The organism is Bacillus sp. LQ01 (assembly GCF_057624735.1).
In genome coordinates, this window is record NZ_JBYEZL010000001.1 from 529586 (window position 1) to 556463 (window position 26878).

Sequence of the window (26878 nt, forward strand, 5' to 3'; positions counted from 1 at the left end):
TAATGAAATCCGATTTTGTGTTTTATATAGTGAATTATCAAATATTGTGTAGATGAAACAAAGATAAAATCCCCATTAAACTCCCTCTATGGAAATTATAAATTGTTCGATAAAAACTTTCAATATTTTCAGAAAACATTGTTGAATTGTGATATATTCGTATACTAACTATGAAATTTTTACAAATATATTAAAAACATTACATAATATGACTAAATATTGAAAAAATATTGAATTTTTAATAAAATTCAATTTGTAATACATATTATTTATTAGGGGAGGAAATAAGGGATGAACAAGAAACCGTTCAAAGTTTTGTCATCAATCGCATTGACAGCTGTATTAGGCCTTTCATTCGGAGCTGGCACTCAATCTGCATATGCTGAAACGCCTGTGAATAAAACAGCTACGAGCCCAGTTGATGATCATTTAATTCCGGAAGAACGTTTAGCAGATGCATTAAAAAAACGTGGGGTAATTGATTCGAAGGCTTCAGAGACAGAAACAAAGAAAGCAGTCGAAAAGTATGTAGAGAACAAAAAGGGTGAAAATCCTGGGAAAGAAGCAGCGAATGGGGACCAACTTACGAAAGATGCATCCGACTTTTTAAAGAAAGTGAAAGATGCGAAAGCAGACACGAAAGAAAAATTAAATCAACCAGCAACAGGCACACCTGCAGCAACAGGCCCAGTTAAAGGCGGTCTAAATGGTAAAGTACCAACTTCTCCAGCGAAACAAAAAGACTATAACGGTGAAGTTCGTAAAGACAAAGTACTCGTTTTACTTGTAGAGTACGCTGACTTTAAACATAATAATATCGACAAAGAGCCTGGATATATGTATTCTAACGATTTTAATAAAGAACACTATGAAAAAATGTTATTCGGCAACGAGCCATTCACATTAGATGATGGAAGTAAAATTGAAACGTTTAAACAATATTACGAAGAGCAATCTGGTGGTAGTTATACTGTAGACGGAACAGTTACAAAATGGTTAACAGTTCCTGGTAAAGCTGCTGATTACGGTGCAGATGCTGCTAGCGGCGGCCATGATAATAAAGGGCCAAAAGGGCCACGTGATTTAGTAAAAGATGCATTAAAAGCAGCTGTAGATAGTGGTATTGATTTATCAGAGTTCGACCAATTTGATCAATACGATGTAAATGGTGATGGAAATAAAAATCAACCAGACGGTTTAATCGATCACTTAATGATTATTCATGCGGGTGTTGGACAAGAAGCTGGCGGTGGTAAATTAGGTGATGATGCAATTTGGTCGCACCGTTGGACAGTTGGACCAAAGCCATTCCCAATTGAAGGTACACAAGCGAAAGTACCATATTGGGGTGGAAAGATGGCAGCATTCGACTACACAATTGAACCAGAAGATGGAGCAGTTGGTGTATTCGCACATGAATATGGTCACGATTTAGGTCTTCCAGATGAGTATGATACACAATATAGTGGTCAAGGTGAGCCGATTGAAGCTTGGTCTATTATGAGTGGTGGAAGCTGGGCTGGTAAAATCGCTGGAACGACGCCAACGAGTTTCTCACCACAAAATAAAGAGTTTTTCCAAAAAACAATCGGTGGTAACTGGGCAAATATCGTAGAAGTAGATTACGAGAAATTAAATAAAGGTATCGGTCTAGCGACATATTTGGATCAAAGTGTTACGAAATCAGCAAGACCAGGTATGATCCGTGTTAACTTACCAGATAAAGATGTTAAAACAATTGAGCCAGCATTTGGAAAACAGTATTACTACAGCACAAAAGGTGATGATCTTCATACGAAGATGGAAACACCACTGTTCGATTTAACAAATGCAACGAATGCAAAATTTGATTTCAAGTCATTATATGAGATTGAAGCAGGTTATGATTTCCTTGAAGTACACGCTGTAACAGAAGATGGTAAACAAACGTTAATTGAAAGACTTGGTGAGAAAGCAAATAGTGGAAATGCAGATTCGACAAATGGAAAATGGATTGACAAATCATATGATTTAAGTCAATTCAAAGGCAAGAAAGTAAAATTAACATTTGATTACATTACTGATGGTGGTTTAGCATTAAATGGATTCGCTCTTGATAATGCTTCATTAACAGTAGATGGTAAAGTAGTATTCTCTGATGACGCAGAAGGTACACCACAATTAAAATTAGATGGTTTCGTTGTATCTAACGGAACAGAGAAGAAAAAACATAACTACTATGTTGAGTGGAGAAACTATGCTGGGGCAGATAACGCGTTGAAATTTGCTCGCGGTCCAGTATTTAACACTGGTATGGTTGTATGGTATGCAGATTCAGCTTATACAGATAACTGGGTTGGTGTACATCCAGGACACGGTTTCCTTGGTGTAGTTGATTCTCATCCAGAAGCAATTGTTGGTACTTTAAATGGTAAACCAACAGTTAAGAGTAGTACACGATTCCAAATCGCTGATGCAGCGTTCTCATTCGACAAAACGCCAGCTTGGAAAGTCGTATCTCCAACGCGTGGAACATTTACGTATGATGGCTTAGCAGGCGTACCAAAGTTTGATGATTCTAAAACGTATATTAATCAACAGATTCCAGATGCAGGACGTATTTTACCGAAGCTTGGTTTGAAATTTGAAGTAGTAGGACAAGCTGATGATAATTCTGCAGGTGCTGTTCGTTTATATCGTTAATACTGTAAAACTACCGAGAGATTTTCTTTCGGTAGTTTTTTTGTGAGCAATGAATTTTATATAGCTGAAAAAGTCATATATAATGTAACCTTAAGAATAGAGATTTGTTATATATGAAGTCTATATAAATAATGAAAGAATTGGATAAAAATAGTGGAAGAAGGTGAGTGAATGAGTATTTCCTCTATTGTAAGTAGGCAAAAGGAATATTTTTTAAAAGGGCATACGAGAAGCATCGAAATGAGAAAGAATAATTTGAAGAAGCTTTATGAAGGCATTCAGCATTTTGAAGAAGAAATATTTCAGGCATTGAAATTAGATTTAAATAAGTCAGTTCACGAGTCGTTTACAACGGAAGTTGGATATGTATTAAAAGAAATTTCCTTTCAATTGAAACATATTTCATCGTGGAGTAAACCGAAACGAGTTCGAACAGCACTCACTCATTTTGGATCAAAAGGAAAAGTAGTGCCAGAACCGTATGGTGTGACGCTTATTATTGCACCGTGGAACTATCCTTTTCAATTAGCAATTGCACCACTTGTAGGAGCACTGGCAGCTGGAAATACAATCGTTTTAAAGCCGTCAGAGTTAACGCCAAGCGTTTCAAAAGTGCTTAAGAGAATGTTAGATGAATTATTCCCAGAAGAGCTTGTAGCGGTAGTAGAAGGTGGCGTTGAAGAGAGTACATCTTTGCTGAGGGAACCGTTTGATTATATTTTCTTTACGGGTAGTGTTGGCGTTGGAAAAGTTGTAATGGAAGCAGCAGCGAAACAGTTGACGCCGCTCACTTTAGAACTTGGCGGGAAAAGTCCTTGTATTGTACATAAAGATGCAAAGATAGAGATGACAGCAAGAAGAATTGTTTGGGGTAAGTTTTTAAATGCAGGGCAGACGTGTGTAGCGCCTGATTATATGTACGTGCATTCTTCCGTGAAAGAAAAGCTAATTGAGGCACTGCGACATGAAATTACAGAGCAGTATAGTAAAGAACCTTTGCAAAATGAAAATTATGTGCGTATTGTCAGTGAGCGTCATTTTGAACGATTATGTGGATTTTTACAAGATGGTCAAGTCGTAATTGGTGGAAACTATAAGAAAGATACATTACATATTGAACCGACAGTACTAGCGGATATTACATGGCAAGATACTGTTATGGAAGATGAAATTTTTGGTCCGATTTTACCAATCATAGAGTACGACAATATAGAAGATGTAATTGGCACAATCCAGCAACATCCGAAGCCGTTAGCGTTATATGTATTTTCTGAAGATAAAGAAGTACAAAAGAAAGTGACGAGTAATATTTCATATGGTGGAGGCTGTATTAATGATGTTGTCTATCATCTTGCTACGCCATATTTACCTTTTGGGGGTGTTGGAAGTAGTGGATTAGGGGGGTATCATGGGAAAGAAAGTTTTCGGACTTTTTCACATTATAAAAGCATTTTAGCCCAATCTACAGCATTCGACATGAAAATTCGTTACTCTTCTACAAAAAGTGCTTTAAAATTCATCCGAAAGTTGTTAAAATGATGATGGTGTTTATCAGTAGGCGTAGCCGTATGATAATAGCCCCTTCGCAATGGAAGGGGTTTTTCTGTTCGACGTTATGTATCATGCGAAAATGAATCAAACATACTACATAAAGAATAGAAACGAACGCTTGCTAAATAACCATTTTTGTTTGGATCGAAACAAAAAAATAGTCTATAGAACATAAATATTTATTCATGAATATAAAAATTTAAAATTTAAGATAGATAGGACGGGAAAATGAAAAAGATTATTAAAGTTGAAGCAGTTGAAAAACATTTTGGAAATCAAGTGATTATCCCATCTCTTTCTTTAGATATTAAAGAGGGAGAGTTTTTAACAATTTTAGGGCCGAGTGGCTGCGGGAAAACGACGTTACTTCGTATGATCGCAGGATTTGAAACTCCAACTAAAGGGAATCTTTTATTAGATGATGAAAGAATTAACGATTTGCCGCCATATAAGCGTCATATGAACCTAGTGTTCCAACATTACGCACTATTCCCACATATGACAGTAGAGAAGAATATTTGTTTTGGTATGAAAATGCAGAAAGTATCAGCAGCAGAGCAGAAAGAGCGTGCTGAAGAGGCAATGCGTTTAACGCAGTTACTTGAGTTCCGTAATCGTAAACCTGCGAAGCTTTCTGGTGGACAACAGCAGCGTGTTGCAATTGCAAGAGCGATTGTAAATAATCCGCGTGTATTACTATTAGATGAGCCACTTGGAGCGCTTGACTTTAAGTTACGAAAAGACTTGCAACGTGAATTGAAAAACTTACAACGTAATTTAGGAATTACGTTCATATACGTAACGCACGATCAAGAAGAAGCAATGAGCATGAGCGATCGTATTGTAGTTATGAATAAAGGACATATCGAACAAATCGGAACACCGAAAGAAATTTACAATAAGCCGAAAACATTGTTCGTTGCGACATTCATCGGTGAAAATAATATTGTGAAAAACGGGGAAGGCTATGTAGCAATTCGCCCTGAAAATGTAAAAGTACGTTCGGTTGAAGAGTCAATTTTAAAAGAATACCATCTTGGACATATTGAAGATATCGAGTTTGTCGGAAATATGGAGAAGCTTTATGTACGTGATGAGAAAACATCAGAATTACTAATGGCATATCAAACTGCTGAAGAGGCAGTACAGTGGAGCATTGGAGATAATGTATATGTAGGCTGGGAGCAAGAGGACGAGGTGACCTTAAATTGAAAAAAGGGAAATTACTCGCACTACCTACAGTCGCGTGGCTGTTAATTTTCTTCCTAATCCCGCTCGTATTCGTATTAGGATTCGCCTTCATGCAGCGCGGAGCTTACGGGACAGTAGAAATGCAATTTACGCTGGAGAATATATCCCGTGTGTTTGATCCATTATACTTAGGAACGTTATGGGAAACTGTTAAAATTGCAGTTATTACAACAGTAATATGTTTATTAATTGGTTATCCGTTTGCGTATACAATTACAATTGTTGACCGCAAATACCGCTCTATTCTTTTATTATTGGCAACGATCCCGTTTTGGATTAACTTTCTTGTTCGTTCATACGCATGGATTGTTATTTTACGTTCACAAGGTCTTGTGAATACGTTGTTATTAAAGCTTGGCATTATTAGTGAACCGTTAAATTTATTATATAATACTCCTTCTGTAATACTCGGAATGGTCTATTCTTTATTACCATTTATGATTTTACCAGTGTATGCAGCAATTGAGCAGTTGGATAAGCGTAAGCTAGAAGCGGCTTATGATTTAGGAGCAACACCAATAAAGGCATTTTGGAATATAACAGTGCCGATGACGATGTCAGGAATTGCGACTGGTTCTATTTTAGTATTCGTTTCTTCTATCGGAATGTTTGTTGTATCAGACGTGATGGGCGGATCGAAAGTAGCATTAATTGGAAACGTTATTCAAAATCAATTCTTAGGTGCACGTGACTGGCCGTTTGGATCTGCGTTATCGATTATCGTTGTTCTATTCTCTGTTCTGTTAATTTACTTATATTATCGTGCAACGAAAGTATATAAATATAATGAGAACGGAGGGGAATAGGCAAAGATGAAGAAGTTTTTAGTTTCTTATTCTTGGTTAATTTTGTTATTCTTGTATTTTCCAATGATGGTTTTAATGGTCTATTCTTTCAACGACTCTCGCATTAATGCGGAGTGGGAAGGTTTTACATTCCATTGGTATACAGATTTATTTCAAAAACAAGATGTTATTGATGCATTTGTAAATAGTATTACGATTGCAGTTATAACAACGATTGTGACAACGGTACTTGGTGTATTCTTTGCAATCGCTTTACATCGTTATAAATATCGTTTTGAAGGGGCTATTAATGGCCTTGTATATTTACCAATTTTAATTCCTGATATTTTAATGGGATTATCTTTACTAATTCTTTTCAGCCAGTTAGGAATGGAACTTGGACAAACAACGATTATTATTGCACATATTACATTTAGTATTTCGTTTGTTGTTGTTATTTTAGCTGCGCGTCTTTCAAGTATGGGACGTGACTTAGAAGAAGCTGCAAATGATTTAGGAGCAACGCCTTGGCAAACGTTTCGTTATGTAACGTTCCCAGCAATTGCACCGGGAGTTATTTCGGCAGCATTATTAACATTCACATTATCAATTGATGATTTTGTAATTAGTTTCTTCGTATCAGGACCAGGATCAACAACATTGCCACTATACATTTACAGTATGGTTAAGCGCGGAGTATCACCAGAAATCAATGCTCTTTCTACAATTTTAATTGTTGCTATCGTAGGATTAATGGTTCTATCTGAAATCTTCCGGAATAAAGGTGCAGATGGTGAAGAAAACTCTGGAGGACACCTTCCTTTATAATACGAACGATATAGAAAGTACAAGGGGGTAATAAACCGATGAAATTAATGAAAAGAATAGCTGGCGCAGCAATTAGTTTTAGCCTTGTTGCTGGTGTGCTTGCTGGTTGTGGTGAAAAGAAAGAAGAATTAAATATTTATAGCTGGGCTGACAATTTTGATGAGCAAGTGCTAAAAGATTTTGAAAAGAAATATAATGTGAAAATTAACTATGACAAGTACGCAAGTAATGAAGAAATGCTTGCGAAATTACAAGCTGGTGGCGCAAAGTATGACTTAATCCAGCCGTCTGATTACATGGTTAAAACAATGGCGAAAATGGACTTATTAGCGCCGTTAGATAAAAAGAATATCCCGAATATCGAAAATATGGTTTCTAATTTCAAAACACCTGCGTTTGATCCAGAGAATAAATATTCTTTAGTGTACACTTGGGGTGTAACAGGGATTGCATACAATAAAAAGTATGTGAAAGAAGCACCTACAAGCTGGGCGGACTTATGGAATGAGAAATATAAAGGACATGTAACGTTACTGAACGATTCTCGTGAAGTATTAGGAGTGGGTCTTAAGAAGCACGGGTTCTCAAACAGTACGAAAGACGATGCACAATTAAAGACAGCAGCAGATGATTTAAAGAAGCTGCTTCCAAACTTATTAGCATTTGATACAGATAACATTAAACAAAAATTCATTACAGAAGATGCTTGGATCGGAACAGTTTGGTCTGGAGATGCAGCATTTATCGCAAAAGATAATAAAGATGTAGAATATGTTGTACCGAAAGAAGGCGGCACAATTTGGGCTGATACGTTAGCAATTCCAAAAGGTGCAAAACATAAAGAGCTTGCTGAGAAATTTATGAACTACTTACTAGATGAAAAAGTAAGTGTGAAAAACTACGAGTCAATTGGTTACAGTAATCCAAATGAAAAAGCTCATCCTCTTCATAGTAAAGAATACCGTGATAATCACATGATTTTCTTAACGAAAGAAGAGTTAGATCGTACAGAATGGCTTGTTGATGTAGACGATAAGTTAAAAGACTATGATCGTTACTGGACAGAGCTAAAAACAAAAGGTAAATAAGTAAGGAAATGCGGTTTCTAAAGTAGAAATCGCATTTTTTCATAGTAGGAGGAAATCGTTTGAAGAAGAAGTTACATCAGTATGAGGTAATGTGTATCGGTTTGTTATTTGCTGTATTTGGTATTGTTGCTTGGCGCGTACATGCAGGTGGCGTTACAGTGATGGATACATATGTCCGTGGATTAGTAAGAGGGCTACAAACGGAAAGTTCTCTTATATTTTTCTCGTACTTTACAAAATTGGGATCAGCAATTGGGATAGTCACTACGCTCGTTATAAGTTTGCTTGTTTTTTGGAAGAAGCGTTATTATGCTGCGATGATTGTATATCCAATGGGGATTTTAATAACACATCTTGTGAATAAAGGGATAAAAGAGATTGTAAAGAGAGAACGTCCGTCATTAAATGAAGCGCTAGATGCACTTGGATATAGTTTTCCTAGTGGACATGCAATGCTATCGATTATGACATTTGGATTTCTTACTTATATCATTGCTGCTAATTTGAAAAGCGTAGCTGGGAAATGTGTCACAACGATTTTGATGGGTATAGTAATTCTATCGATTGGATTAAGTAGAGTCATTTTAAATGTACATTACCCAACTGATATTTTAGCTGGTTACTGCGTAGGTGGTATTTTGTTAATTATCGCGATTTACTACCATCGTTTACTTACTGAGAGATTAGGGCTTAATAAAGAGAGATAGAAAAACGTCTGGAAAAACTATTATTATAGTTTTTCCAGACGTTTTTTGTTTATATCAAGATGTGATACAGTATAAGTGACAATTGAATTATTTAAAGTAGGTGAAAATGTGTGAAGACAAACGTACATAAAGTTGATAAGTGGGGGAAGTTAGGAGCCTTTTTGTATCAGTTTCGTTATACAGTAATTGTAGCGTTACTGTTGCTCGCAATCGCACTTGGGATTTTTGCTCCAAAGCTACCGGGAGTATTAGGTGGTGACGGTTTCCAAACGGAAGGCGACTATCAAAAAACAAAAGAAATTTTAGATCAAGATTTTAAGAAGTCTCAAGATACGCTTTTGCTCGTTTTTGAGAAAAATAAAGATGCTTCGCATGAGGAATTTAAAAAGCGAATAGATGAAATTGTAAAGAATGTTCAAGAGAAAGAGAGCTATGAATCTTTCCATCACCCAATCCAAAATAAAGAAATGCTACAAGATGACATCGGTTATGCGACAATTTTATTTTCCGGGAAAACAAATAAAGAAAGAATGGAAAAGACATTACAATTTGCTGATGAGATTGAGAAAGAAAGTAATGTAGCATTAAAAGTAACACCTACAGGATTTCCGAAAATTAATCAAGAGATTAATGAAAGAACGCAAAATGATTTAAAAGTAGCAGAAATGATTGGATTACCAATTGCGTTTCTTGTATTACTATTTTCGTTTGGTAGTCTTTTGGCATCAATTTTACCGATTTTGAATGGGGCGCTTAGTGTTATTAGTACGATGGGGATATTGTATTTCATCGGTGTTGATAAAGAACTATCTATTTTCGTGTTAAACGTTGCACCGATGATTGGACTTGCATTATCTATTGATTTTGCGCTATTATTTGTGAACCGTTTTCGAGAGGAAGTTGCTAAACGAACGGTAAAAGAAGCGATAGCAATTACATATCAAACGGCAGGACGTGCGATTGTATTTTCAGGATTATGCGTATTTGTTGGGTTATCCGGTTTGTTTTTCTTTAAGATAGATTATATTCAATCTGTCGCGATTAGCGGAATGATTGTTGTCATTATGAGCATTTTATTCTCACTCACACTTCTTCCAGCACTATTATCGTTAATAGGTAAAAGAATATTAAAAAAGAATCAAGTAGCACATACGCCGGCAAAAGCATGGCGTAAATTTGCACAATTTGTGATGAAACATCCAATTGCAATGATTATTGTTGTTACAACATTTATTGTTATTTGCTTATTACCGTTACGTACAGCTAATTTGCAGTTCCCTGGTGTTGAAGCTTTACCTGAAAAGAGTGATACAAGGATTGCATATGAAAAGTATGAAGAAGCATTTAATGAAACTGTCAAAACACACGCTGATGTTACGTTAGTTGTAGAGACGAAAAAAGATATGAAAGAAAAAGAAAGTCTACAAAAGATAGAAGAAGTCGTTCGAAAGTTAAAAGATGATAAGAAAGTACATGAAGTAAGAAGTTTATACGACGGGTTAACTGGAATGAAAGCAGATCAAGTTGTTGGAATATTGCAGTCGCCAGAATCAGCGAAACTAACTCCTGTATTTGAAGCATACACGCAAGGGAATAAGACGACGATAGAAATCTTTTTGAAAACAAAACCACGTACAGAGACTGCAAAACAGTGGGTACGTGACTTTAAAAAGAACTATAAAGAAACGGATGTTACGTATTATCTAGGCGGAATGACGACGTTTCAACAAGAATTAGAAGATGAAATTAAAGATAAAGTTGTAATTGGTATGTCTGTTATATTTGGATCGACCTTTGTTATATTATTATTTGCATTCCGATCTATACTCATTCCAATTAAGGCAATTGTTATGAATATACTTAGTTTAAGTGCAACCATTGGAATTGTTGTTTGGTTATTTGAAGGTGGTCATTTCGGTTTAGAAGCAAGTCCGGTTCTGTTTGTCTTACCAATCTTCATTTTTGGCCTCGTATTTGGGCTTAGTATGGATTATGAAGTATTTCTTATTTCACGTATTCATGAGCTCTATGAAGAAACAGGAGATAACGATCAAGCAACGTTAGAAGGGCTCGTTTCAACAAGTAGAATCATTACATCAGCTGCTTTAATAATGATTGTTGTAACTGGTGCATTCGCATTTACTGATATTTTACCAGTAAAGCAGATGGGTCTTGGCGTTGCATTAGCAATATTTCTTGATGCAACAATTATTCGTCTTATGCTCGTACCAAGCTTAATGAAGTTATTTGGAGACTGGAACTGGTGGTTACCATTTCGAAAAAAACGAGAAAAAGCATCGTAAAAAATGCTCATCAATATGATGAGCATTTTTTATGAATAGCAAAGCCTACATTTTGCAAATAGTATGTGATAAGAACATTACATAATAAGTAGGTGAAGGCAATGTTTCGTTATTTTAAGTTTAAGTTAAATGATACAGTACAGTTTGCTGAGAACGATGGGCATATGTATCGCATTGTCGGTTATCGGTTAGAAAAAGGATTTTATCCAAAAGATGAATGGACTCATATCATTTATGAACTACTTAGAGAATTTGACGGGTATACGATGGATGCAGAAGAGGAAGAACTTGTAAAGGTCGTTCAAGTAGAGGATGAGTATTACAAAATACAAGAAGTATCAGGTTATCGCTATCCAGTAAAAATGAAACAAAAACAACAAGTGATGAAAATAGAAAAGATGGACGATTTATTAGATGCTTACAATGATTATAAAAGGTTGGCGGATTTCTTTAAGGATTTATCGTATGAACAAAAAGCTGAAGAAGTATTGTTAGAAATGAAAAGACTTAGAGCTTGAGGGGCAGTCTATTATAAGACTGTCCTCTATTTTTGACAGTGCATCAAAGTGTGTTTTCCGTTACAATGAGAGAATCAATAGAAATAAGGTGATAAACAGTATGGAAACAAAGAAAAAGGGCGAATGGTGTGAAATTATCGTTCCAGCTAAATGGAATGGTATAAGTATTGAATCGGTATTAAAAGTAGAATGGGAAATACCGAAAAAGCTATTACATCAGCTTCGTATGGAAAAAGGTGTTACGGTTAACGGGGAACAAAGAAGATGGAATGAGCTTTTAAAAGAGAACGATAAGTTACAAGTCCATATGTTTGCGGAGGAAGAGTACGGTGTAGATCCAGAATATGGTGAATTACATGTAGTATACGAAGATGATCACGTACTTATCGTAAATAAACCAGAGCAAATGGACACACACCCTGCTGAAAAAGGTGGAACCGGGACGCTTGCAAATCTTGTTGCTTTTCATTTTCAAATGCAAGGTTTAGAGACGAAGGTGCGTCATATTCATCGTTTAGATAAAGATACGACAGGTGGTGTCGTGTTTGCTAAGCATAGAATTGCTGGTGCAATTATGGATCGTCTATTAATGGAAAGAAAAATTAAAAGAACGTACGCAGCGCTCGTTGAAGGGAAAGTAAAGAAGAAACAAGGAAAGATTGATGCTGCTATCGGAAGGGATCGCCATCATGCTACAAGGCGTCGTATTTCTTCAAAAGGTGACCAAGCTATCACATATTATAAAGTAGAAAAGTATTTTAAGAAGCAAAACACGACTTTCGTAACGTTACAATTAGAAACGGGTAGAACACATCAAATTCGTGTTCATATGAGTCATAATGGTAATCCACTAGTTGGGGATGTATTATATGGTGGACAAACAAAATATATGTCCAGTCAAGCATTGCATGCGATGAAGATAAATTTCTTGCATCCAATTACGAAAGAAGCAATTGAAGTTGATGTGCCGTTTCCTACAAATTTAAATAAAAAAATAAAAGAATTTCAAAAAGAAAATGCGTAAAGTATAAGTTTTAACTTGAAAAAAGTAGATTTTTGCAGGGATTTCTCTAAAAGAAGCGAAGCCGTTAAGAGAAAAGAGAGGTGAGAATCACTTGATCAAATATAAGTATGTACTTGGAATATTTTTCGCTTGTCTTTTACTTACTCTATTTCTCTATCCCTATTTACCAAATCGTATGGCAGTACATTGGAATGTAAATGGTGAGCCAAACGAGTTTATGAGTAAACAAGTTGTTGTAGCATTTATTCCCTGTTTTATTATTTCTTCATATGGATTTTTGTATATTATTTCACATAATATATTTAAGTTTAATGAAAGAGAGCATGGTATTATAGGCGGCTTTATAAAGAAAATTACGTTATTTATGTTGTTTATTCATATGCTTATCCTCTTTATTAATTTTAGGAAGGTGATATCCTTTCAAACAGGATTAACGATTGGGATTAGTATGTTTCTTTTTATGCTGAGTAAAGAATTTAAGAACATAAAAGGCAAAGAAAAAGAAAAAGAAAAAGACCCAATTAAATTACAAAAAATTCGTTTAGTGAGTAGACGGATTTTTCAAGTGATGGCATGGGGCATATTGTTTTCATTGTTTTTGAACTTAGAGTGGGGATTTTATGTATTGCTTAGTATAATAAGCTGTGGATCTATGTTGTTTATGTTATATATTTTCTATTCATACATAATAGAAAGCTATGAAACTTAAAAAAGAGTCTTCTCATTATGAGAAGACTCTTTTAATCTATTTACTTCGTAATAAATTGTTGTGTCCAGTAGTTGCCGCTTTCTACATAACCAACACCGATGTGAGTGAAGCCGTTATTTAAAATGTTTGCACGGTGTCCAGCGCTGTTCATCCAAGCTTGTACTACTTCTTCAGGTGTACGTTGGCCTTGAGCGATGTTTTCACCTGCAGATGTATAAGAAATACCAAATTTCTTCATCATATCAAACGGAGATCCGTATGTAGGGCTGTTATGATCAAAGTAGTTGTTTTTTTGCATATCTTCAGACTTAATACGTGCTACTTTGCTTAATTCAGTATCGATTTTTAGTGCTGGTAAGCCTTGTTTTGCACGCTCAGCGTTTGTTAATTCAACAACACGTTGTTCGAACTCACTTAAAGATTTTGCTTCTTCAGCAGGCTTTTGCTCAGCAGGTTTTTGTTCAGCAGGTTTTTGAGTATTGTTGTTTTCAGCAGGCTTTTGAGCTTCTGGTTTTTGAACTTCTTCAGCAGGCTTTTGCTCGGCTGGTTTTTGTTCAACTGGCTTTTGAGTTTCTGGCTTAGCTGTTGGTTGCTCAGTTACAACATTTTCAGTAGGTTGTTGACCAGGAATGAAGCAGTTTGGTTGGAAGTTTCCTTGTTGCCATTGTGCTAATGATTCAACTCCCATAGATTGTAAGAATGCTTGTAATTCTTGTTGGTTCATTTGTTTCATCATCACTTTTGAATGCTGAATATTTTGAACCTTTACGTTAGATGGTTGTACTGTTGCAGCTTGTGCATCTAGAGAAGATACTCCTAAAGTAAGAGCTGTTGCAGCAGCTACAGATAATAAAACACGCTTTTTCATGATGTGTGTCCCCCTATATAAAGTTTTAATTTGTTTTCACACGATTTGTTTTTGACAGCCTGTCTGACTGACAAATTCATCGTAGCATACAATTTGCGAGAAAAAAGATGGAAAAAAATTCATAGACTTTAAAATTACCTAATTTATCCTAAGAGGAGAAGGGAGCAAAAATAAGAGAAATATAGAGTATAAAAGGAATTTATAGTGTTTTTATACTTGGTTTTAAGAGGGGGTTTTTGGATAAAGTTACCTAAATAGAAAATGAAGAATCCTATTGTATCAATGGTTTGAACGATTTTTTGAGGAATATAATGGATTGATTTTTACAAAACTGTAATGTTTCTGTTGTTCTTTTTTATAATAAAGTAACATATTTTTAATGTTGTAGCAGACAAAAAAGCGGCTATCTCTTTACATAGACGAAGGAGATAGCCGTTTTCCTATTATTACGTATGTTACGAGTTATTACGAGTTAGTTTCAATTGCTTCTAATAATAAATCCACAATGTGAATTCCTCTCATTTTATGAGAAAGCCCTTCTCGCTCAATGCCCAATTTCATTTGTAATAAACAACCTGGATTTGCAGTAACAATGGTTGCTGCTTCTGTTTCATGCACACGGTCCATTTTGTAATCTAGAAATTCCATTGATAACTCTGAATGAACAATATTGTAAATACCAGCAGAGCCACAGCAGCGGTCGGCATCTTTCATTTCTCGATATGTTGCACCTTGGATAGCCTCTAGTAACATACGAGGTTCAGAAGATGTGCGCATAACATTGCGTAAATGACAAGAGTCTTGATACGTAATAACTTGCGGCGTGAGTCGTAAGTCAGTTCGCTTATGGAAGTCTAGTTCTACTAGTATAGCAGTAATATCTTTAATTTTAGAAACAAACTGCTTAGCACGTTCAGCCCAATCCGGATCATCCTTTAAAAGATAATCATAGTCTACAAGATAAGCCCCGCAACCACCTGCATTCGTAATAATATAGTCGATGTTTAAATCTTCGAATGCTTTTATATTTCGCTTTGCTAATTCTTTTGCTCCACTCTTTTCACCAGCATGTCCATGCAATGCACCGCAGCAACTTTGTGTTTTCGGAATAACGATATCACAACCAGCTAATTGAAGAAGTTTCATCGTTGCGTTATTTGTTTCTAAAAACATCGTATCCATTAAGCAGCCTGTGAAGAATGCAACTTGTTTTTTCTTTGTACTTTCTGCAGGTAAAAATGAAGGACGATCTTTCATCGCTTTCATTTTAGGGACTTTTGGTAAAACGAGATCCATCGTTGCAAGGGTTTCAGGGAATAACTTCATAATCCCTGTTTTATGTGTTAGCGTTTGTAAACCAGAACGTTGATAAAATCCGATTAGTCCAGTTAATGTTCTCATTCGATTTTGATGGGGGAATAATCCTTCAAAAACGACTTTTCGAACAGCTTTCACTGGCACTGAGAATTTTTTATTTTGATTAATAATATCACGAGCTTCTTCTAATAAATGTCCATAATTTACACCAGATGGACAAACAGGCTCACAAGCACGGCAGCCAAGACAAACGTTTAATGTATTTTCAACATCTTCATCTGGCTCGATTAAACCATCAACGACTGCTTTCATTAATGCGATACGTCCGCGAGGTGAATGTGACTCTTTATATCCAGATTGAATGTAGGTAGGACAAGTAGGTAAACAAAAACCGCATCGCATACAGTTTAGTAATTCATCTTCACTTAATCGTTCTTTAAATTCTTTTTGAATATTTTCTTTATTTAATGTGGTCATCGCTCAACCACCACTCTTTTTCGAGTGTCTTTCGCGAACATTTTTCCAGGATTCATAATGTTATTTGGATCGAAAGCTTGCTTTATTCCTTGCATAGCTGCAATACCTTCTTTACCTAATTTCATTTCTAAATATGGAGCTTTCATTGCACCAACACCATGTTCACCAGTAATTGTGCCACCAAGTTCAATTGCTTTCGCAAATATTTCAGCAAAAGCTTGCTCAGCTCGGTGCATTTCTTCTGCATTACGAGCGTCTGTCATACAAGTTGGATGTAAGTTACCATCACCAGCGTGCCCAAACGTACAAATAGGAATATTATATTTTTTTGCAATGGTATTAATAGCTTCAACCATTGGAGCTATTTGTGAACGTGGTACAGTTGCATCTTCTAATATTGTAGTAGGTTTTAATCTTGCAAGCGCTGATAGGGCACTACGACGAGCGGTACGAAGCGCATCTGCTTCTGTTTCATCTTTTGCAACGCGAACATCAACCGCATTCATAGAGTGACAAACGTTAGCCATTTTTTCAATATCTCGATTGACTACCTCGGGCGGACCGTCTTGTTCGATTAATAAAATTGCTTTTACATCTGTAGGTAAACCGATTTGTGCAAACTCTTCTACTACTTCAATTGTCGGTTGGTCTAAAAACTCCAGTGTTGCTGGAATGATTTTATTTGCAATAATAGAAGAAACAGCACGTGCAGCTTCATTAATATCTTCATATAGTGCAAGCATTGTTTTCTTTGTTTCAGGCATAGGAACAAGTTTTAATATAGCTTCTGTTACCACGCCAAGTGTTCCTTCAGAACCGATAAATAAACGAGTTAAATCGTAACCAGCTACATCTTTTGCTAATTTACCACCAGTGCGAATAATATCGCCATTTGGTAAGACAAGTTCAAGCCCCATTACATAATCACGTGTTACGCCATATTTCAAACCGCGTAATCCACCTGAGTTTTCATTAATATTACCGCCGATTGTAGAAATTTTCATCGAGCTTGGATCTGGTGGATAAAATAAACCTTTTTCTTCTACCGCTTTAATAATATCAAGTGTAATGACACCAGCTTGTACAGTAATTGTTAAGTTTTCTTCATCAATTTCTAAAATATTGTTCATATGGCGGAAAATAAGGACGATACCGCCTTCAAGTGGACATGTTCCTGCGCAAAGATTTGTTCCAGACCCGCGCACATACACAGGAATTTTGTGAGTGTTACATACTTTTAACACTTCAGCTACTTCATTTGTATTACGAGGAGCAATGACTGCATCAGGCATTGCTTGGAAGTTTGGAGTGGCATCATAACTATAAGTTAAACGCCCCATATTGGATGTATCTACATTATCTTCGCCAACAATAGATACGAATGAATGAATAATTTGTTTTTCTAACATTGGAAATCCCCCTCAAACTGTTAACGTGTTTAGTTATAATAAACAACGTGGTAACAGTGCTTTCATTATAATGATAAAAAAGTCGAGGGATTCTTTCTATGTATAATCATCTAAAGATTAATCTGTTTTATCGTTCTTTTTTGTATGATTATCTAATAGGAGGAGTGCGAAGTATAAAACGTTTAAGTCTTTGAATTGTTTTGGATCAAGTCCTGTATGTTCTTCAATCTTTTTTAGCCTATAATGTAAGGTGTTAATGTGTATATGTAATTGTTTAGCTGTCTGTTTATAAGATTGGTTATAATCGATAAATAAGCGTAAAGTGTGCATAAGCTCAGGAGATGATAGTAAGCTTTCGATGGTACGCTCTAGAAATTGTTCACGCGTTTCGACAGAAATATCTTGTAAACACATTTCTAAACGTAAATCTTCATTAAATACAATTTTTTTCGTTTCCAATGATACAGAAAGAGCACGTAATGCTTGTTCGTAACATATGTTCATATTGTTTGGGGTAACTGTTTGCCCAATCCCGATATATAAAGGAATAGAAAATAAAGCTTCGCAGTCTTGTTTTAACCGTTTTAAGAACTGATAAGTTTGTTCTTTGGAGCTCATCGCTGTAAATAAAATAAAACGATCATTTCCCCAGCGAACAAATAGATGCTCTTTTGTTAAAATATTTCGTACATGTTGCCATATTTTACGCTGGAGCATTGTGTCATTTTTGCCAATAGAAAACAAAACAAGTTGTTTTTTCTTATATAAATCAATGCCAAGTGTTTTGGCACGATCAAGAAAACTCGGGGACCACTCTGTATTTTGAAGCCAATCAAAGACAAAAGCTTCATAAGAACGGTGCTCAAGTTCTAATTGCTCTAAAAAGTAGTTTTCATGAATTAATAATTCGGTCATCTTACGCAATATTTCTCCGTAGCGTGAAATATTTTCAGGTTCTCCGGTAATCCCAATGACACCAATTACTTCATCATGAAATAATAGAGGAAGATTCATCCCAGCCTTTACACCTTGCAATCGCCTTTCATCTTCTTTTGTAATGATGACGGTTTTCTTTTGTTTAGCGCAGCGGAGTGCACCTTCATGAAATTGGCCAATTCTTTCTGTATCTGTACTTGCGATAATAACGCCTTCTATATTAATGATAATTATATTTTCTGTAATTAGTCTGCGTACTTCTCGTACAATTTTATTCGCTAAATCAGGAAATAGCATAATTGACACACCTCAAATTCTATTTGTTGTACATTATATATGTAAATTGAGTAAGAAAGGGGAATTTCACACTTTCCACACATTTATTTGTTATTTTACAATTATAACGAAATCATCTGAAGATGGAGGGAATCTTTTGAGAAAGTATGTTTTTCTTCTCTGTTTTTTATTTCTATTAGTAGGGTGTCAAGGAAGTTCATATACACCAATTGCTAAAGATAAAAATGTTATTATAACTACGAATATAAAAGAAGGCAGTATTAGTTTTATTGATAAAAAGGATAAAAAGTTAATTACGACATGGGAACTAAATGAGCCAATGGCCGGAATCACACTGCTTCCAAATGGCGATGAAATACTTGTATACGGTAAGCAATTAGAATATATGTATGTATATTCACTAGCGGAAGGAAGGCAAGTGGAAAAATATAAAACTGGAAAGGGCATTGTAAATGTGGTCGTATCAGCAGATAAAAAACAATTATTTGCTGCTGATCAAAATGTTCAAAAGGTAAGGTTCTTTACAATAAATGGGAAAGAAACAGGAAATGTTTCAACAGGAAAAGGGCCTATAACGATGGTAGAGTATCAGAATCGGTTATCTGTACTAAACTTTTATGATACGAAACTAACGACAATTGATACGAAGAAAAAAGAAGTTGTTCAATCCTTTATGATTCCGCCAGCATCAACAGGAGCGACGATTAGTCCTGATGGGAAAGAAATATGGATTGGCGGGCATGGTGATGGAAATCAAGTGAATGAGAAAGTATTAGTGTATTCTTTACAGAGCGGTGAAATGGTGCGTTCTTTACACGCTCCATTTATGCCTGTGAACATAACGAAAGATAATAAGTACGTATATGCATTAAGCCACGGTTCGAATATGCTTAGAAAATTTGATACTAGTACGTATAAAGAGGTAGCTTCCGTTGAAATAGGCTCAAATCCATTTGCATTTTTGAAAAGCGGAGCAGAAGGATATGTAGCAAGTTATGATAGTGATGAAGTGTGTGTTATGGATATGAAGAGTATGAAAATAAAACAAACAATTAAAGTCGGAAAAGGACCGTTTCAACTCATAGAGAGGGAAGGGAAGGACAATGAATAAATATAGAGTGCTAGTTGTAGATGATGAAAGTGATATGAGGCAGCTTGTTGGAATGTATTTGGATAACTTTGGATATGAGTGGGGAGAAGCTGAAAACGGAAAAGAGGCTCTTAAAAAACTAGAAACGAATCATTATGATTTCGTTGTATTAGATATAATGATGCCAGAAATGGATGGACTTTCAGTTTGTAAAGAAATTAGAAAAACGTCAGATGTGCCGATTATATTTTTAACCGCAAAAGGTGAAGAGTGGAATAGGGTGAATGGCTTACGTATGGGAGCAGATGATTATATTGTAAAACCGTTTAGTCCTGGTGAATTGGTTGCCCGTATGGAAGCTGTACTAAGAAGATATACAAAGCAAGAACAGCAAGAAGAGATTCAATTTGGACCAATTCTTATCAATGAAAAAAGCAGACGAATTGAGGCGAATGGTGAGTCGATTTCTCTTACTGTAAAAGAGTTTGATTTACTATATTTTCTTTGTCAGCATACAGGACAAGTATTTAGCCGGGAGCAATTACTTGAAAAGGTATGGGGATATGATTATGCCGGAAGTACAAGAACAGTAGATACGCACGTGAAAACGATGCGCTTGAAGCTTGGAGAAAGTGGAAACTACATTCAAACTGTTTGGGGTGTAGGCTATAAATTTGAGGTGTAACATATGTTTACGATGGTACAAAAACTTTGGCTTACAGTAGTATGTGCAGTATGTGTAACAGTGTCCTTTCTTTATTTCGTATCTTTATACTCGTATGAAAAGTTATACGTTGATAATTTAAAAACTTCGTTAGTAATGGAAGGGAAAAGTCTTGCTGCTCAATATGATAAGCGTGAAGGAATATCAACTTTTGAAGAGAAAGTAAGATCGTTTGATCAAATATCTAGTTCAGATGTTATTTTCGTATCTAATCCGCGTGATTTAAGCGCATGTTTGCCTTTTGATGTGCATCATCATTCTCTTATAAGTGAAGGAGATAGGCAAACGCTATTAGATGGGAAAACTGTGACAAAAATAGGATATGAAGAACATTTTGACCGTAATATTATGGGGGTTGTCATTCCTGTATTGGAAAATAAAAAATTAGTCGGAATTGTCTATTCGTATATTCCTTTAAAAAGTATAAAAGATTTAATCTATGATATGGGTCTTATTTTAGCACCGTTAGCAATTGCTATGATTTTAATTACGATATGGGTTGGAAGAAAAATTATAATTGCAATTACGAAGCCACTTTCGCAAATGGAGCGGGTTGCAAATCATTTGGCTACGGGAGATTTTTCGGAGCGGATTACAGTTTCTTCAGAGGATGAAATTGGACGATTAGGAAAAGCATTTAATAAAATGGCAAATTCATTAGAAACAGAAGATGTAAAGCGTAAGGAATTTTTAGCAAATGTTTCGCATGAACTTAGAACACCACTTAGTTATATAAAAGGGTATAGCGAGGCTATTTTAGATGGTGTTGCAAAGGGAGCTCAGCAGGAAAAAGTAACTCAGCTAATTCATAAAGAAGCAGGTCGTATGCAGCGTCTCGTTCATGACTTGTTAGACTTAGCACAATTAGAAGGTGAGCACTTTCCGTTAAAGAAGCAACCTATCGTTTTTTCACAGCTGATTGAAGACGTATTAGATACGTATGAGATTAAGTTTATAGAAAAGGAAATTCATATTTCAACCAATTTAAATCCAGAGGTCATTGTCATGATTGATGAGGATCGTATGCAACAAGTGCTTCATAATGTGTTAGATAATGCGATACGATATACAAATCAAAAAGGAAATATCGTTATAACTTTAGAGCAAATCGATGATTACTGTGAATTAAAAATAAAAGATACAGGAATTGGCATTGATATAGAGCATTTGGAGAATCTTGGGGAACGCTTTTACAGAGTTGATAAAGCGAGAAGTCGTCAACATGGTGGAACAGGTTTAGGCCTTGCTATTGTGAAACAAATTGTTCATATACATGGTGGACAGTGGAAAATTGAAAGTGAAAAAGATAAGGGAACAACGGTTATTATTAAACTGAATGTACAGGATGAGGGGGGCATGTTCTAATTTTTAGGGCATGTTCTTTATATTGAAGAAAATATTTATCCCGCTATTCGCCGGTCAGTAAGACCCTCACCTCAAAATTCAGCAGAAGCAAAGAAGTTAGGTGGAGGCACTGCTGCCCGTAAAAGCCCGATTGGTGAGGGCTAATAATCAGTGGGGGATGAACAAAACCCTCACTGATTAAAGTTTCACTTTATACGTAAAAATATAAATTAATATGTAATAAATATCGAAAATTTGACTATTTTATGAACAAAACATTTGTACTTCTTATCAATTCGGTCTAAAATAGTTATGATGCAAAGTTCTTATAAATCGTTTCAATTGTTGTTTGGAAGATACTGAGGTGATTTAACTGGAGTACAAATCTATTAAACCGAAAAAAATTTACGAAGAAGTATCTGAAGCTATTTTAACAATGATTAAAAATGGTACGTTAAAACCTGGTGACAAACTACTTCCTGTGCATCAATTAGCTGAGCAGTTTCAAGTTGGCAGATCTGCTGTTCGTGAAGCGCTAAGTGCGCTAAGAGCGATGGGCTTAATTGAGATGAAACAAGGAGAAGGTACATATGTGAAGAACTTCGATTCTTCTTCATTAACGAAATCATTAAACAATAGATTATTAATGAAGAAAGAAGATATTTTGAATTTATTAGAAGTACGAAAGGTGCTTGAAGTGGGGGCAGTTCGAGTAGCGGCGGCAAAACGTACGGAAGATAATTTACAAAATATGAAACATTGGTTAGATGAAATGGCAAAGAGCATTGGAGATGAAAAGGCTGGCGAAAAAGCCGATTTTCAATTTCATATGGGAATTGCAGAGTCTTCGCATAATAGCATTTTGCTTGAACTCATGAATCATGTTTCAGAGATGATTGCTGAAACGATTGGTGAATCAAGACGCATTATTTTATATGGTGAACAAACGACATCAGAACGACTTATAGAAGAGCATCAAGTTATATATGATGCGGTGTTAAAACAAGATGTAGAATTAGCGCAGCAAGCAATGCTAGATCACTTAACAAATGTAGAAAATATTGTCACAGGTAAAAACGATATAAATTCGTAATTTAATCTTTTAAAAATTTAATTTTCTGATAAAATAGAGAAAGATTAAGTAAGCGTTTTCTTTAGAAGAGGGAGAGGATAGGCCATGGTTGAGCCTATTTCTTCTCTGCTAAGTCATCTGATGACCATATGTTTGTTGGTGAAGTTGTAAAAAGGGGGAGTAATAGTTATGAAAGTTACTTTATTTGTTACTTGTTTAGTCGATATGTTTGAAACAAATGTCGGCAAAGCAACGGTTGAAGTGTTGGAGCGTTTAGGTTGTGAAATTGAATTTCCAGAAGCGCAAGTTTGTTGTGGTCAGCCTGCTTATAATAGCGGCCATGTAGAAGCAGCAAAAGAAGCAATGAAACATATGATTGAAACTTTCGAAGATGCAGAATATATTGTTACGCCATCTGGTTCTTGTGCGACAATGTTTCATGAGTATCCACATGTTTTCAAAGATGATCCAAAGTGGGCTAAACGTGCACAAAAAGTTGCTGATAAAACTTATGAATTTACACAGTTTATTGTGGATGTTTTAAAGGTTACTGATGTTGGTGCAAGTTTACCAGGGGTCGCTACTATTCATAAATCATGTCATATGACACGTATGCTTGGAATAAAAGAAGCACCAGGAATTTTATTATCAAATGTAAAAGGATTAACTGTGAGAGATTTGCCAAACGTGCAAAATTGTTGCGGGTTTGGGGGAACGTTTTCAGTTAAGATGACTCCAATTTCTGAGCAAATGGTAGACGAAAAAGTAGATAGTGTAATGGAAACAGGTGCAGATTATTTAATTGGTGCAGATTGTGGGTGTTTGTTAAACATTGGCGGACGTATTGAGCGTTTAGGAAAAGAAGTAAAAGTAATGCATATTGCTGAGGTACTGAATAGTCGCTCATGAAGGGGGAACATAAGCTATGTCTATGAAAATCAGTGAGAAAAAATTTAATGATCGCGTTGGTGATGGAATTCAAGATTCGTTTATGCGCGGAGCAGTATCTTCTGCACAAACGCGTTTATATACGAATCGCTTAAAAGCCGCAGATGAACTAGGAAACTGGGAAGAGTGGCGTGAACTAGGTGAACAAATTCGTCAACATACGTTAGAAAATCTTGATTATTACTTAATGCAGTTAAGTGAAAATGTATCAAAAAGAGGCGGACACGTGTACTTTGCGAAAACGAAAGAGGAAGCAGCAAAGTATATTCAAGACGTTGCAAAAAAGAAGCAGGCAAAAAAGGTAGTAAAATCAAAGTCGATGGTAACAGAAGAAATTAGTATGAACCATGCGCTTGAAGAGATTGGCTGTGAAGTGTTAGAGAGTGACTTAGGAGAGTATATCTTGCAAGTAGATAACGATCCACCTTCACATATTATTGCACCTGCACTTCATAAAAATAGAACGCAAATTCGCGACGTATTTAAAGAAAAGCTAGGCTATGAAAATTCTGATGACCCGTATGAAATGACAAAGTTTGTTCGTAAACAACTTCGTGAGAAATTTATGGATGCAGAAATTGGTGTAACTGGTTGTAACTTTGCTGTTGCAAATACTGGCTCTCTTTGTTTAGTAACGAATGAAGGTAATGCAGATCTTGTTATGTCAATTCCTAAAACACAAATAGCGGTAATGGGTATGGAACGTATGGTTCCGACAATGGAAGAATTAGATGTTTTAGTTGGTTTACTATGTCGTAGTGCAGTAGGTCAAAAATTAACAAGTTATGTAACAGTAGCGGGGCCAATTCAAGAAGAGGAAGTTGATGGACCTGAAGAATTTCATTTAGTTGTTGTTGATAATGGTCGCTCTCAAATTCTTGGATCTGAATTCCGTTCAGTATTACAATGTATTCGTTGCGCTGCTTGTGTTAATGTATGTCCTGTATATCGTCACGTTGGTGGACATTCATATGGATCGATTTACTCAGGACCAATCGGTGCGGTATTAACACCGCTTCTAGGTGGATATGATGATTACAAAGAGCTTCCTTATGCATCTAGTTTATGCGGAGCATGTACAGAAGCTTGTCCAGTAAAAATTCCATTGCATGATTTATTATTAAAACATCGTCAAGTCATCGTTGAGCAAGAAGGTCGTGCACCACTTGCAGAAAAACTGGCTATGAAAATGTTTAGTATGGGTGCTTCTTCAGCTGCTTTATATAAAATGGGTTCAAAAATGGCACCAGCGGCAATGAGTCCATTTACATCTGGTAATCGTGTATCAAAAGGTGTTGGACCACTTAAAAACTGGACGGATATTCGTGAATTTCCAGCTCCAAGTAAAGAACGATTCCGTGATTGGTATAAAGATCATAAGAAAGGCGGGGATAAATAATGACAGGATTAATTCAAAACCGTGATGCCTTTCTAGATAACATTGCAAAAGAACTTGGGCGCGCGCGTAAAACAGAAGGTGTAGAGCGTCCAGTATGGAAAAGTAATGTGAATATAGAAACGTTAAAAGATTATTCACAAGAAGAATTACTAGAAGTGTTTAAAGAGCAATGTACAAACATTCATACAACTGTAGTAGAAACGACAAACGACCGTTTAGGTGAAGACCTTCAAAAAGTAATCATGGAAAACGGCGGGGGACCTATTTTATTATCAGCAGATGCGCGTTTTGATGCATATGGTTTAACATCTTTATTTAAAGAAGAACTTCCAAAACGAGATGTTGAAGTAAATGTATGGGATCCAGAGAGAAAAGACGAAAATATGCGTTTAGCTGAAAAAGCGAATATTGGTATTGCATTTAGTGATTATACATTAGCTGAATCTGGTACAATTGTTGTACAAAGTCATAAAGGTCAAGGGCGTTCTTTACACTTTTTACCGACTGTATATTTTGCTATTATTCCACGTGAAACACTTGTGCCTCGTATTACACAAGCAGTTCAGGATATGAACTCACGCGTAGAAAATGGGGAGACAGCGGCATCTTGTATTAACTTTATTACAGGGCCAAGTAACTCGGCTGACATCGAGATGAATCTTGTTGTCGGAGTACATGGACCATTAAAAGCAGTTTATTTCATCGTATAAAAGAGGGGAAAGCAGGCCTGGAAATGGCCTGCTTTTTAGTAGAATAAAGGATAATATGAAGTAGAAGTTCTCTCCTTTTTTTGCTATGTTTTTTGGGAAAGGAGAGGAAGGGATGTTCACTTATTTATATGCACTGTTAGCAGGGATGGTGTTTGGTTCTTTTTTTATGCTAGTTGCGATGAGGGTTCCATTAGGTGCTTCTATTATTACCCCGCGTTCACATTGTGATTATTGCAAATATGTGCTAAGGACAAAAGAACTAATCCCCATCATTTCATTTTATATACAAAGAGGCTGTTGTACGAATTGTAAGAGGAAAATTCCAATTATGTATGTAGCATTTGAATGTATAACAGGAGGTATATTTCTTCTTACAGTGTATATGATTGGAATAGAACGAGAGCTTATTATTATTTTATCCCTTTTTTCGCTACTTCTTATTATTTCAGTTACAGATTACTTATATATGTTAATTCCTGATTGTATTTTAATTTCGTTTGCCTTTTTACTCATTCTCGAAAGTGTTTTTGTACAATTAGTTACTTGGACAGATAGTATAGCTGGTAGTGGTGTTATATTTATTTTGTTATATTGCATGCAAAAGATATATCCAGAAGGGCTTGGCGGAGGAGATATAAAACTACTTTCGTTACTTGGATTTATAGTAGGAGTGAAAGGAGTTTTTATCGTTTTATTTTTAGCATCTTGTTTTAGTCTTTGTTTTTTCGGGATTGGTATCGGATTAAAACGTATAGAAGTACGAAAGCCAATTCCATTTGGTCCTTTTATTAGTCTCGGGGCAATATGTTATGTATTGGCCGCATATTCAAATTAGAGAGGG

Annotated in this window: 23 protein-coding genes; 19 read left to right on the plus strand and 4 right to left on the minus strand. The window is 35.8% G+C overall.

What is annotated here, in order from left to right; all coding sequences use genetic code 11:
• Positions 1-291 precede the first annotated feature (291 nt).
• The 11 genes from inhA1 to AC22L0_RS02925 all read left to right on the plus strand — a co-directional run bounded on the left by inhA1 (position 292) and on the right by AC22L0_RS02925 (position 13446).
• Complete coding sequence (inhA1, locus tag AC22L0_RS02875) at positions 292-2682, plus strand: M6 family metalloprotease immune inhibitor InhA1 (RefSeq protein WP_001035943.1); 2391 nt, start codon at positions 292-294, stop codon at positions 2680-2682.
• 171 nt (positions 2683-2853) lie between these two features.
• Positions 2854-4221 carry an aldehyde dehydrogenase gene (locus tag AC22L0_RS02880; RefSeq protein ID WP_458910372.1) on the plus strand — a complete coding sequence of 456 codons (1368 nt, stop codon included), beginning with the start codon at positions 2854-2856 and terminating at the stop codon, positions 4219-4221.
• 240 nt (positions 4222-4461) lie between these two features.
• Positions 4462-5445: a spermidine/putrescine ABC transporter ATP-binding protein PotA gene (gene potA, locus AC22L0_RS02885; RefSeq protein WP_087875086.1), complete on the plus strand. Its 984-nt coding sequence runs from the start codon at positions 4462-4464 to the stop codon at positions 5443-5445.
• Positions 5442-6290, plus strand: a complete 849-nt coding sequence (gene potB, locus AC22L0_RS02890) for a spermidine/putrescine ABC transporter permease PotB (RefSeq protein WP_000715500.1) — start codon at positions 5442-5444, stop codon at positions 6288-6290. The genes potA and potB overlap by 4 nt, the downstream gene beginning before the upstream one ends.
• A 6-nt stretch (positions 6291-6296) precedes the next feature.
• Positions 6297-7097: a spermidine/putrescine ABC transporter permease PotC gene (gene potC / locus AC22L0_RS02895; RefSeq protein ID WP_000714192.1), complete on the plus strand. Its 801-nt coding sequence runs from the start codon at positions 6297-6299 to the stop codon at positions 7095-7097.
• A gap of 38 nt (positions 7098-7135) precedes the next feature.
• The gene (gene potD / locus AC22L0_RS02900) at positions 7136-8185 is read left to right on the plus strand and encodes a spermidine/putrescine ABC transporter substrate-binding protein PotD (protein WP_000772485.1); all 1050 of its coding nucleotides are present in this window, start codon (positions 7136-7138) and stop codon (positions 8183-8185) included.
• A 59-nt stretch (positions 8186-8244) separates the two neighbouring features.
• Entirely contained in the window at positions 8245-8892 is a 648-nt protein-coding gene (locus AC22L0_RS02905) for a phosphatase PAP2 family protein (protein ID WP_000727790.1), read from the plus strand.
• Positions 8893-9002: 110 nt separating this feature from the next.
• The gene (locus AC22L0_RS02910; protein WP_084065183.1) at positions 9003-11195 is read left to right on the plus strand and encodes an MMPL family transporter; all 2193 of its coding nucleotides are present in this window, start codon (positions 9003-9005) and stop codon (positions 11193-11195) included.
• A 101-nt stretch (positions 11196-11296) separates the two neighbouring features.
• On the plus strand, positions 11297-11713 hold the full coding sequence (locus AC22L0_RS02915) for a hypothetical protein (protein ID WP_000490301.1): 417 nt from the start codon (positions 11297-11299) through the stop codon (positions 11711-11713).
• Positions 11714-11813: 100 nt separating this feature from the next.
• Complete coding sequence (locus tag AC22L0_RS02920) at positions 11814-12737, plus strand: RluA family pseudouridine synthase (protein ID WP_097813774.1); 924 nt, start codon at positions 11814-11816, stop codon at positions 12735-12737.
• Between the two features lie 91 nt (positions 12738-12828).
• Complete coding sequence (locus AC22L0_RS02925; protein ID WP_097813775.1) at positions 12829-13446, plus strand: DUF1648 domain-containing protein; 618 nt, start codon at positions 12829-12831, stop codon at positions 13444-13446.
• A 40-nt stretch (positions 13447-13486) separates the two neighbouring features.
• Here the strand turns inward: AC22L0_RS02925 and AC22L0_RS02930 are convergent, their stop codons facing one another.
• The 4 genes from AC22L0_RS02930 to AC22L0_RS02945 all read right to left on the minus strand — a co-directional run bounded on the left by AC22L0_RS02930 (position 13487) and on the right by AC22L0_RS02945 (position 18759).
• Positions 13487-14314 (minus strand): CAP domain-containing protein, encoded by an 828-nt coding sequence (locus tag AC22L0_RS02930; protein ID WP_000747593.1) that lies wholly within the window; start codon positions 14312-14314, stop codon positions 13487-13489.
• A 465-nt stretch (positions 14315-14779) separates the two neighbouring features.
• Complete coding sequence (locus AC22L0_RS02935) at positions 14780-16108, minus strand: (Fe-S)-binding protein (RefSeq protein ID WP_000209649.1); 1329 nt, start codon at positions 16106-16108, stop codon at positions 14780-14782.
• The gene (gene glcD, locus AC22L0_RS02940; protein ID WP_000890754.1) at positions 16105-17517 is read right to left on the minus strand and encodes a glycolate oxidase subunit GlcD; all 1413 of its coding nucleotides are present in this window, start codon (positions 17515-17517) and stop codon (positions 16105-16107) included. The genes AC22L0_RS02935 and glcD overlap by 4 nt, the downstream gene beginning before the upstream one ends.
• A 117-nt stretch (positions 17518-17634) precedes the next feature.
• Positions 17635-18759: a CdaR family transcriptional regulator gene (locus tag AC22L0_RS02945; RefSeq protein WP_139848088.1), complete on the minus strand. Its 1125-nt coding sequence runs from the start codon at positions 18757-18759 to the stop codon at positions 17635-17637.
• 127 nt (positions 18760-18886) lie between these two features.
• On the opposite strand from AC22L0_RS02945, the gene AC22L0_RS02950 reads away from it, so the two are divergent.
• From AC22L0_RS02950 to AC22L0_RS02985, 8 genes are all read left to right on the plus strand, one after another.
• A complete protein-coding gene (locus tag AC22L0_RS02950) occupies positions 18887-19861 on the plus strand; it encodes a YncE family protein (RefSeq protein WP_001234147.1) in 975 nt (324 codons plus the stop codon).
• Positions 19854-20525: a response regulator transcription factor gene (locus AC22L0_RS02955; RefSeq protein ID WP_001046405.1), complete on the plus strand. Its 672-nt coding sequence runs from the start codon at positions 19854-19856 to the stop codon at positions 20523-20525. Before AC22L0_RS02950 ends, AC22L0_RS02955 begins: the two co-directional genes overlap by 8 nt.
• A 3-nt stretch (positions 20526-20528) precedes the next feature.
• On the plus strand, positions 20529-21929 hold the full coding sequence (locus tag AC22L0_RS02960) for a sensor histidine kinase (RefSeq protein ID WP_000494818.1): 1401 nt from the start codon (positions 20529-20531) through the stop codon (positions 21927-21929).
• A 382-nt stretch (positions 21930-22311) separates the two neighbouring features.
• On the plus strand, positions 22312-23001 hold the full coding sequence (locus AC22L0_RS02965; protein WP_254905699.1) for a FadR/GntR family transcriptional regulator: 690 nt from the start codon (positions 22312-22314) through the stop codon (positions 22999-23001).
• A 168-nt stretch (positions 23002-23169) separates the two neighbouring features.
• Positions 23170-23889 carry a (Fe-S)-binding protein gene (locus tag AC22L0_RS02970; RefSeq protein ID WP_000869150.1) on the plus strand — a complete coding sequence of 240 codons (720 nt, stop codon included), beginning with the start codon at positions 23170-23172 and terminating at the stop codon, positions 23887-23889.
• Between the two features lie 16 nt (positions 23890-23905).
• Positions 23906-25327: a LutB/LldF family L-lactate oxidation iron-sulfur protein gene (locus AC22L0_RS02975; RefSeq protein ID WP_000061930.1), complete on the plus strand. Its 1422-nt coding sequence runs from the start codon at positions 23906-23908 to the stop codon at positions 25325-25327.
• Complete coding sequence (locus AC22L0_RS02980) at positions 25327-26037, plus strand: LutC/YkgG family protein (protein ID WP_000147183.1); 711 nt, start codon at positions 25327-25329, stop codon at positions 26035-26037. Before AC22L0_RS02975 ends, AC22L0_RS02980 begins: the two co-directional genes overlap by 1 nt.
• Before the next feature lie 112 nt (positions 26038-26149).
• Complete coding sequence (locus tag AC22L0_RS02985) at positions 26150-26872, plus strand: prepilin peptidase (RefSeq protein WP_000495716.1); 723 nt, start codon at positions 26150-26152, stop codon at positions 26870-26872.
• Positions 26873-26878: the final 6 nt, after the last annotated feature.

Coding starts and splice junctions, on each gene's coding strand:
- potC (WP_000714192.1), top strand. CDS start 6,297: ATGAAGAAGTTTTTAGTTTCTTATTCTTGGTTAATTTTGTTATTCTTG.
- AC22L0_RS02920 (WP_097813774.1), top strand. CDS start 11,814: ATGGAAACAAAGAAAAAGGGCGAATGGTGTGAAATTATCGTTCCAGCT.
- AC22L0_RS02975 (WP_000061930.1), top strand. CDS start 23,906: ATGTCTATGAAAATCAGTGAGAAAAAATTTAATGATCGCGTTGGTGAT.
- AC22L0_RS02935 (WP_000209649.1), bottom strand. CDS start 16,108: ATGACCACATTAAATAAAGAAAATATTCAAAAAGAATTTAAAGAACGA.
- potD (WP_000772485.1), top strand. CDS start 7,136: ATGAAATTAATGAAAAGAATAGCTGGCGCAGCAATTAGTTTTAGCCTT.
- AC22L0_RS02915 (WP_000490301.1), top strand. CDS start 11,297: ATGTTTCGTTATTTTAAGTTTAAGTTAAATGATACAGTACAGTTTGCT.
- potA (WP_087875086.1), top strand. CDS start 4,462: ATGAAAAAGATTATTAAAGTTGAAGCAGTTGAAAAACATTTTGGAAAT.
- AC22L0_RS02930 (WP_000747593.1), bottom strand. CDS start 14,314: ATGAAAAAGCGTGTTTTATTATCTGTAGCTGCTGCAACAGCTCTTACT.
- AC22L0_RS02970 (WP_000869150.1), top strand. CDS start 23,170: ATGAAAGTTACTTTATTTGTTACTTGTTTAGTCGATATGTTTGAAACA.
- glcD (WP_000890754.1), bottom strand. CDS start 17,517: ATGTTAGAAAAACAAATTATTCATTCATTCGTATCTATTGTTGGCGAA.
- AC22L0_RS02980 (WP_000147183.1), top strand. CDS start 25,327: ATGACAGGATTAATTCAAAACCGTGATGCCTTTCTAGATAACATTGCA.
- AC22L0_RS02880 (WP_458910372.1), top strand. CDS start 2,854: ATGAGTATTTCCTCTATTGTAAGTAGGCAAAAGGAATATTTTTTAAAA.
- AC22L0_RS02960 (WP_000494818.1), top strand. CDS start 20,529: ATGTTTACGATGGTACAAAAACTTTGGCTTACAGTAGTATGTGCAGTA.
- AC22L0_RS02985 (WP_000495716.1), top strand. CDS start 26,150: ATGTTCACTTATTTATATGCACTGTTAGCAGGGATGGTGTTTGGTTCT.
- AC22L0_RS02955 (WP_001046405.1), top strand. CDS start 19,854: ATGAATAAATATAGAGTGCTAGTTGTAGATGATGAAAGTGATATGAGG.
- inhA1 (WP_001035943.1), top strand. CDS start 292: ATGAACAAGAAACCGTTCAAAGTTTTGTCATCAATCGCATTGACAGCT.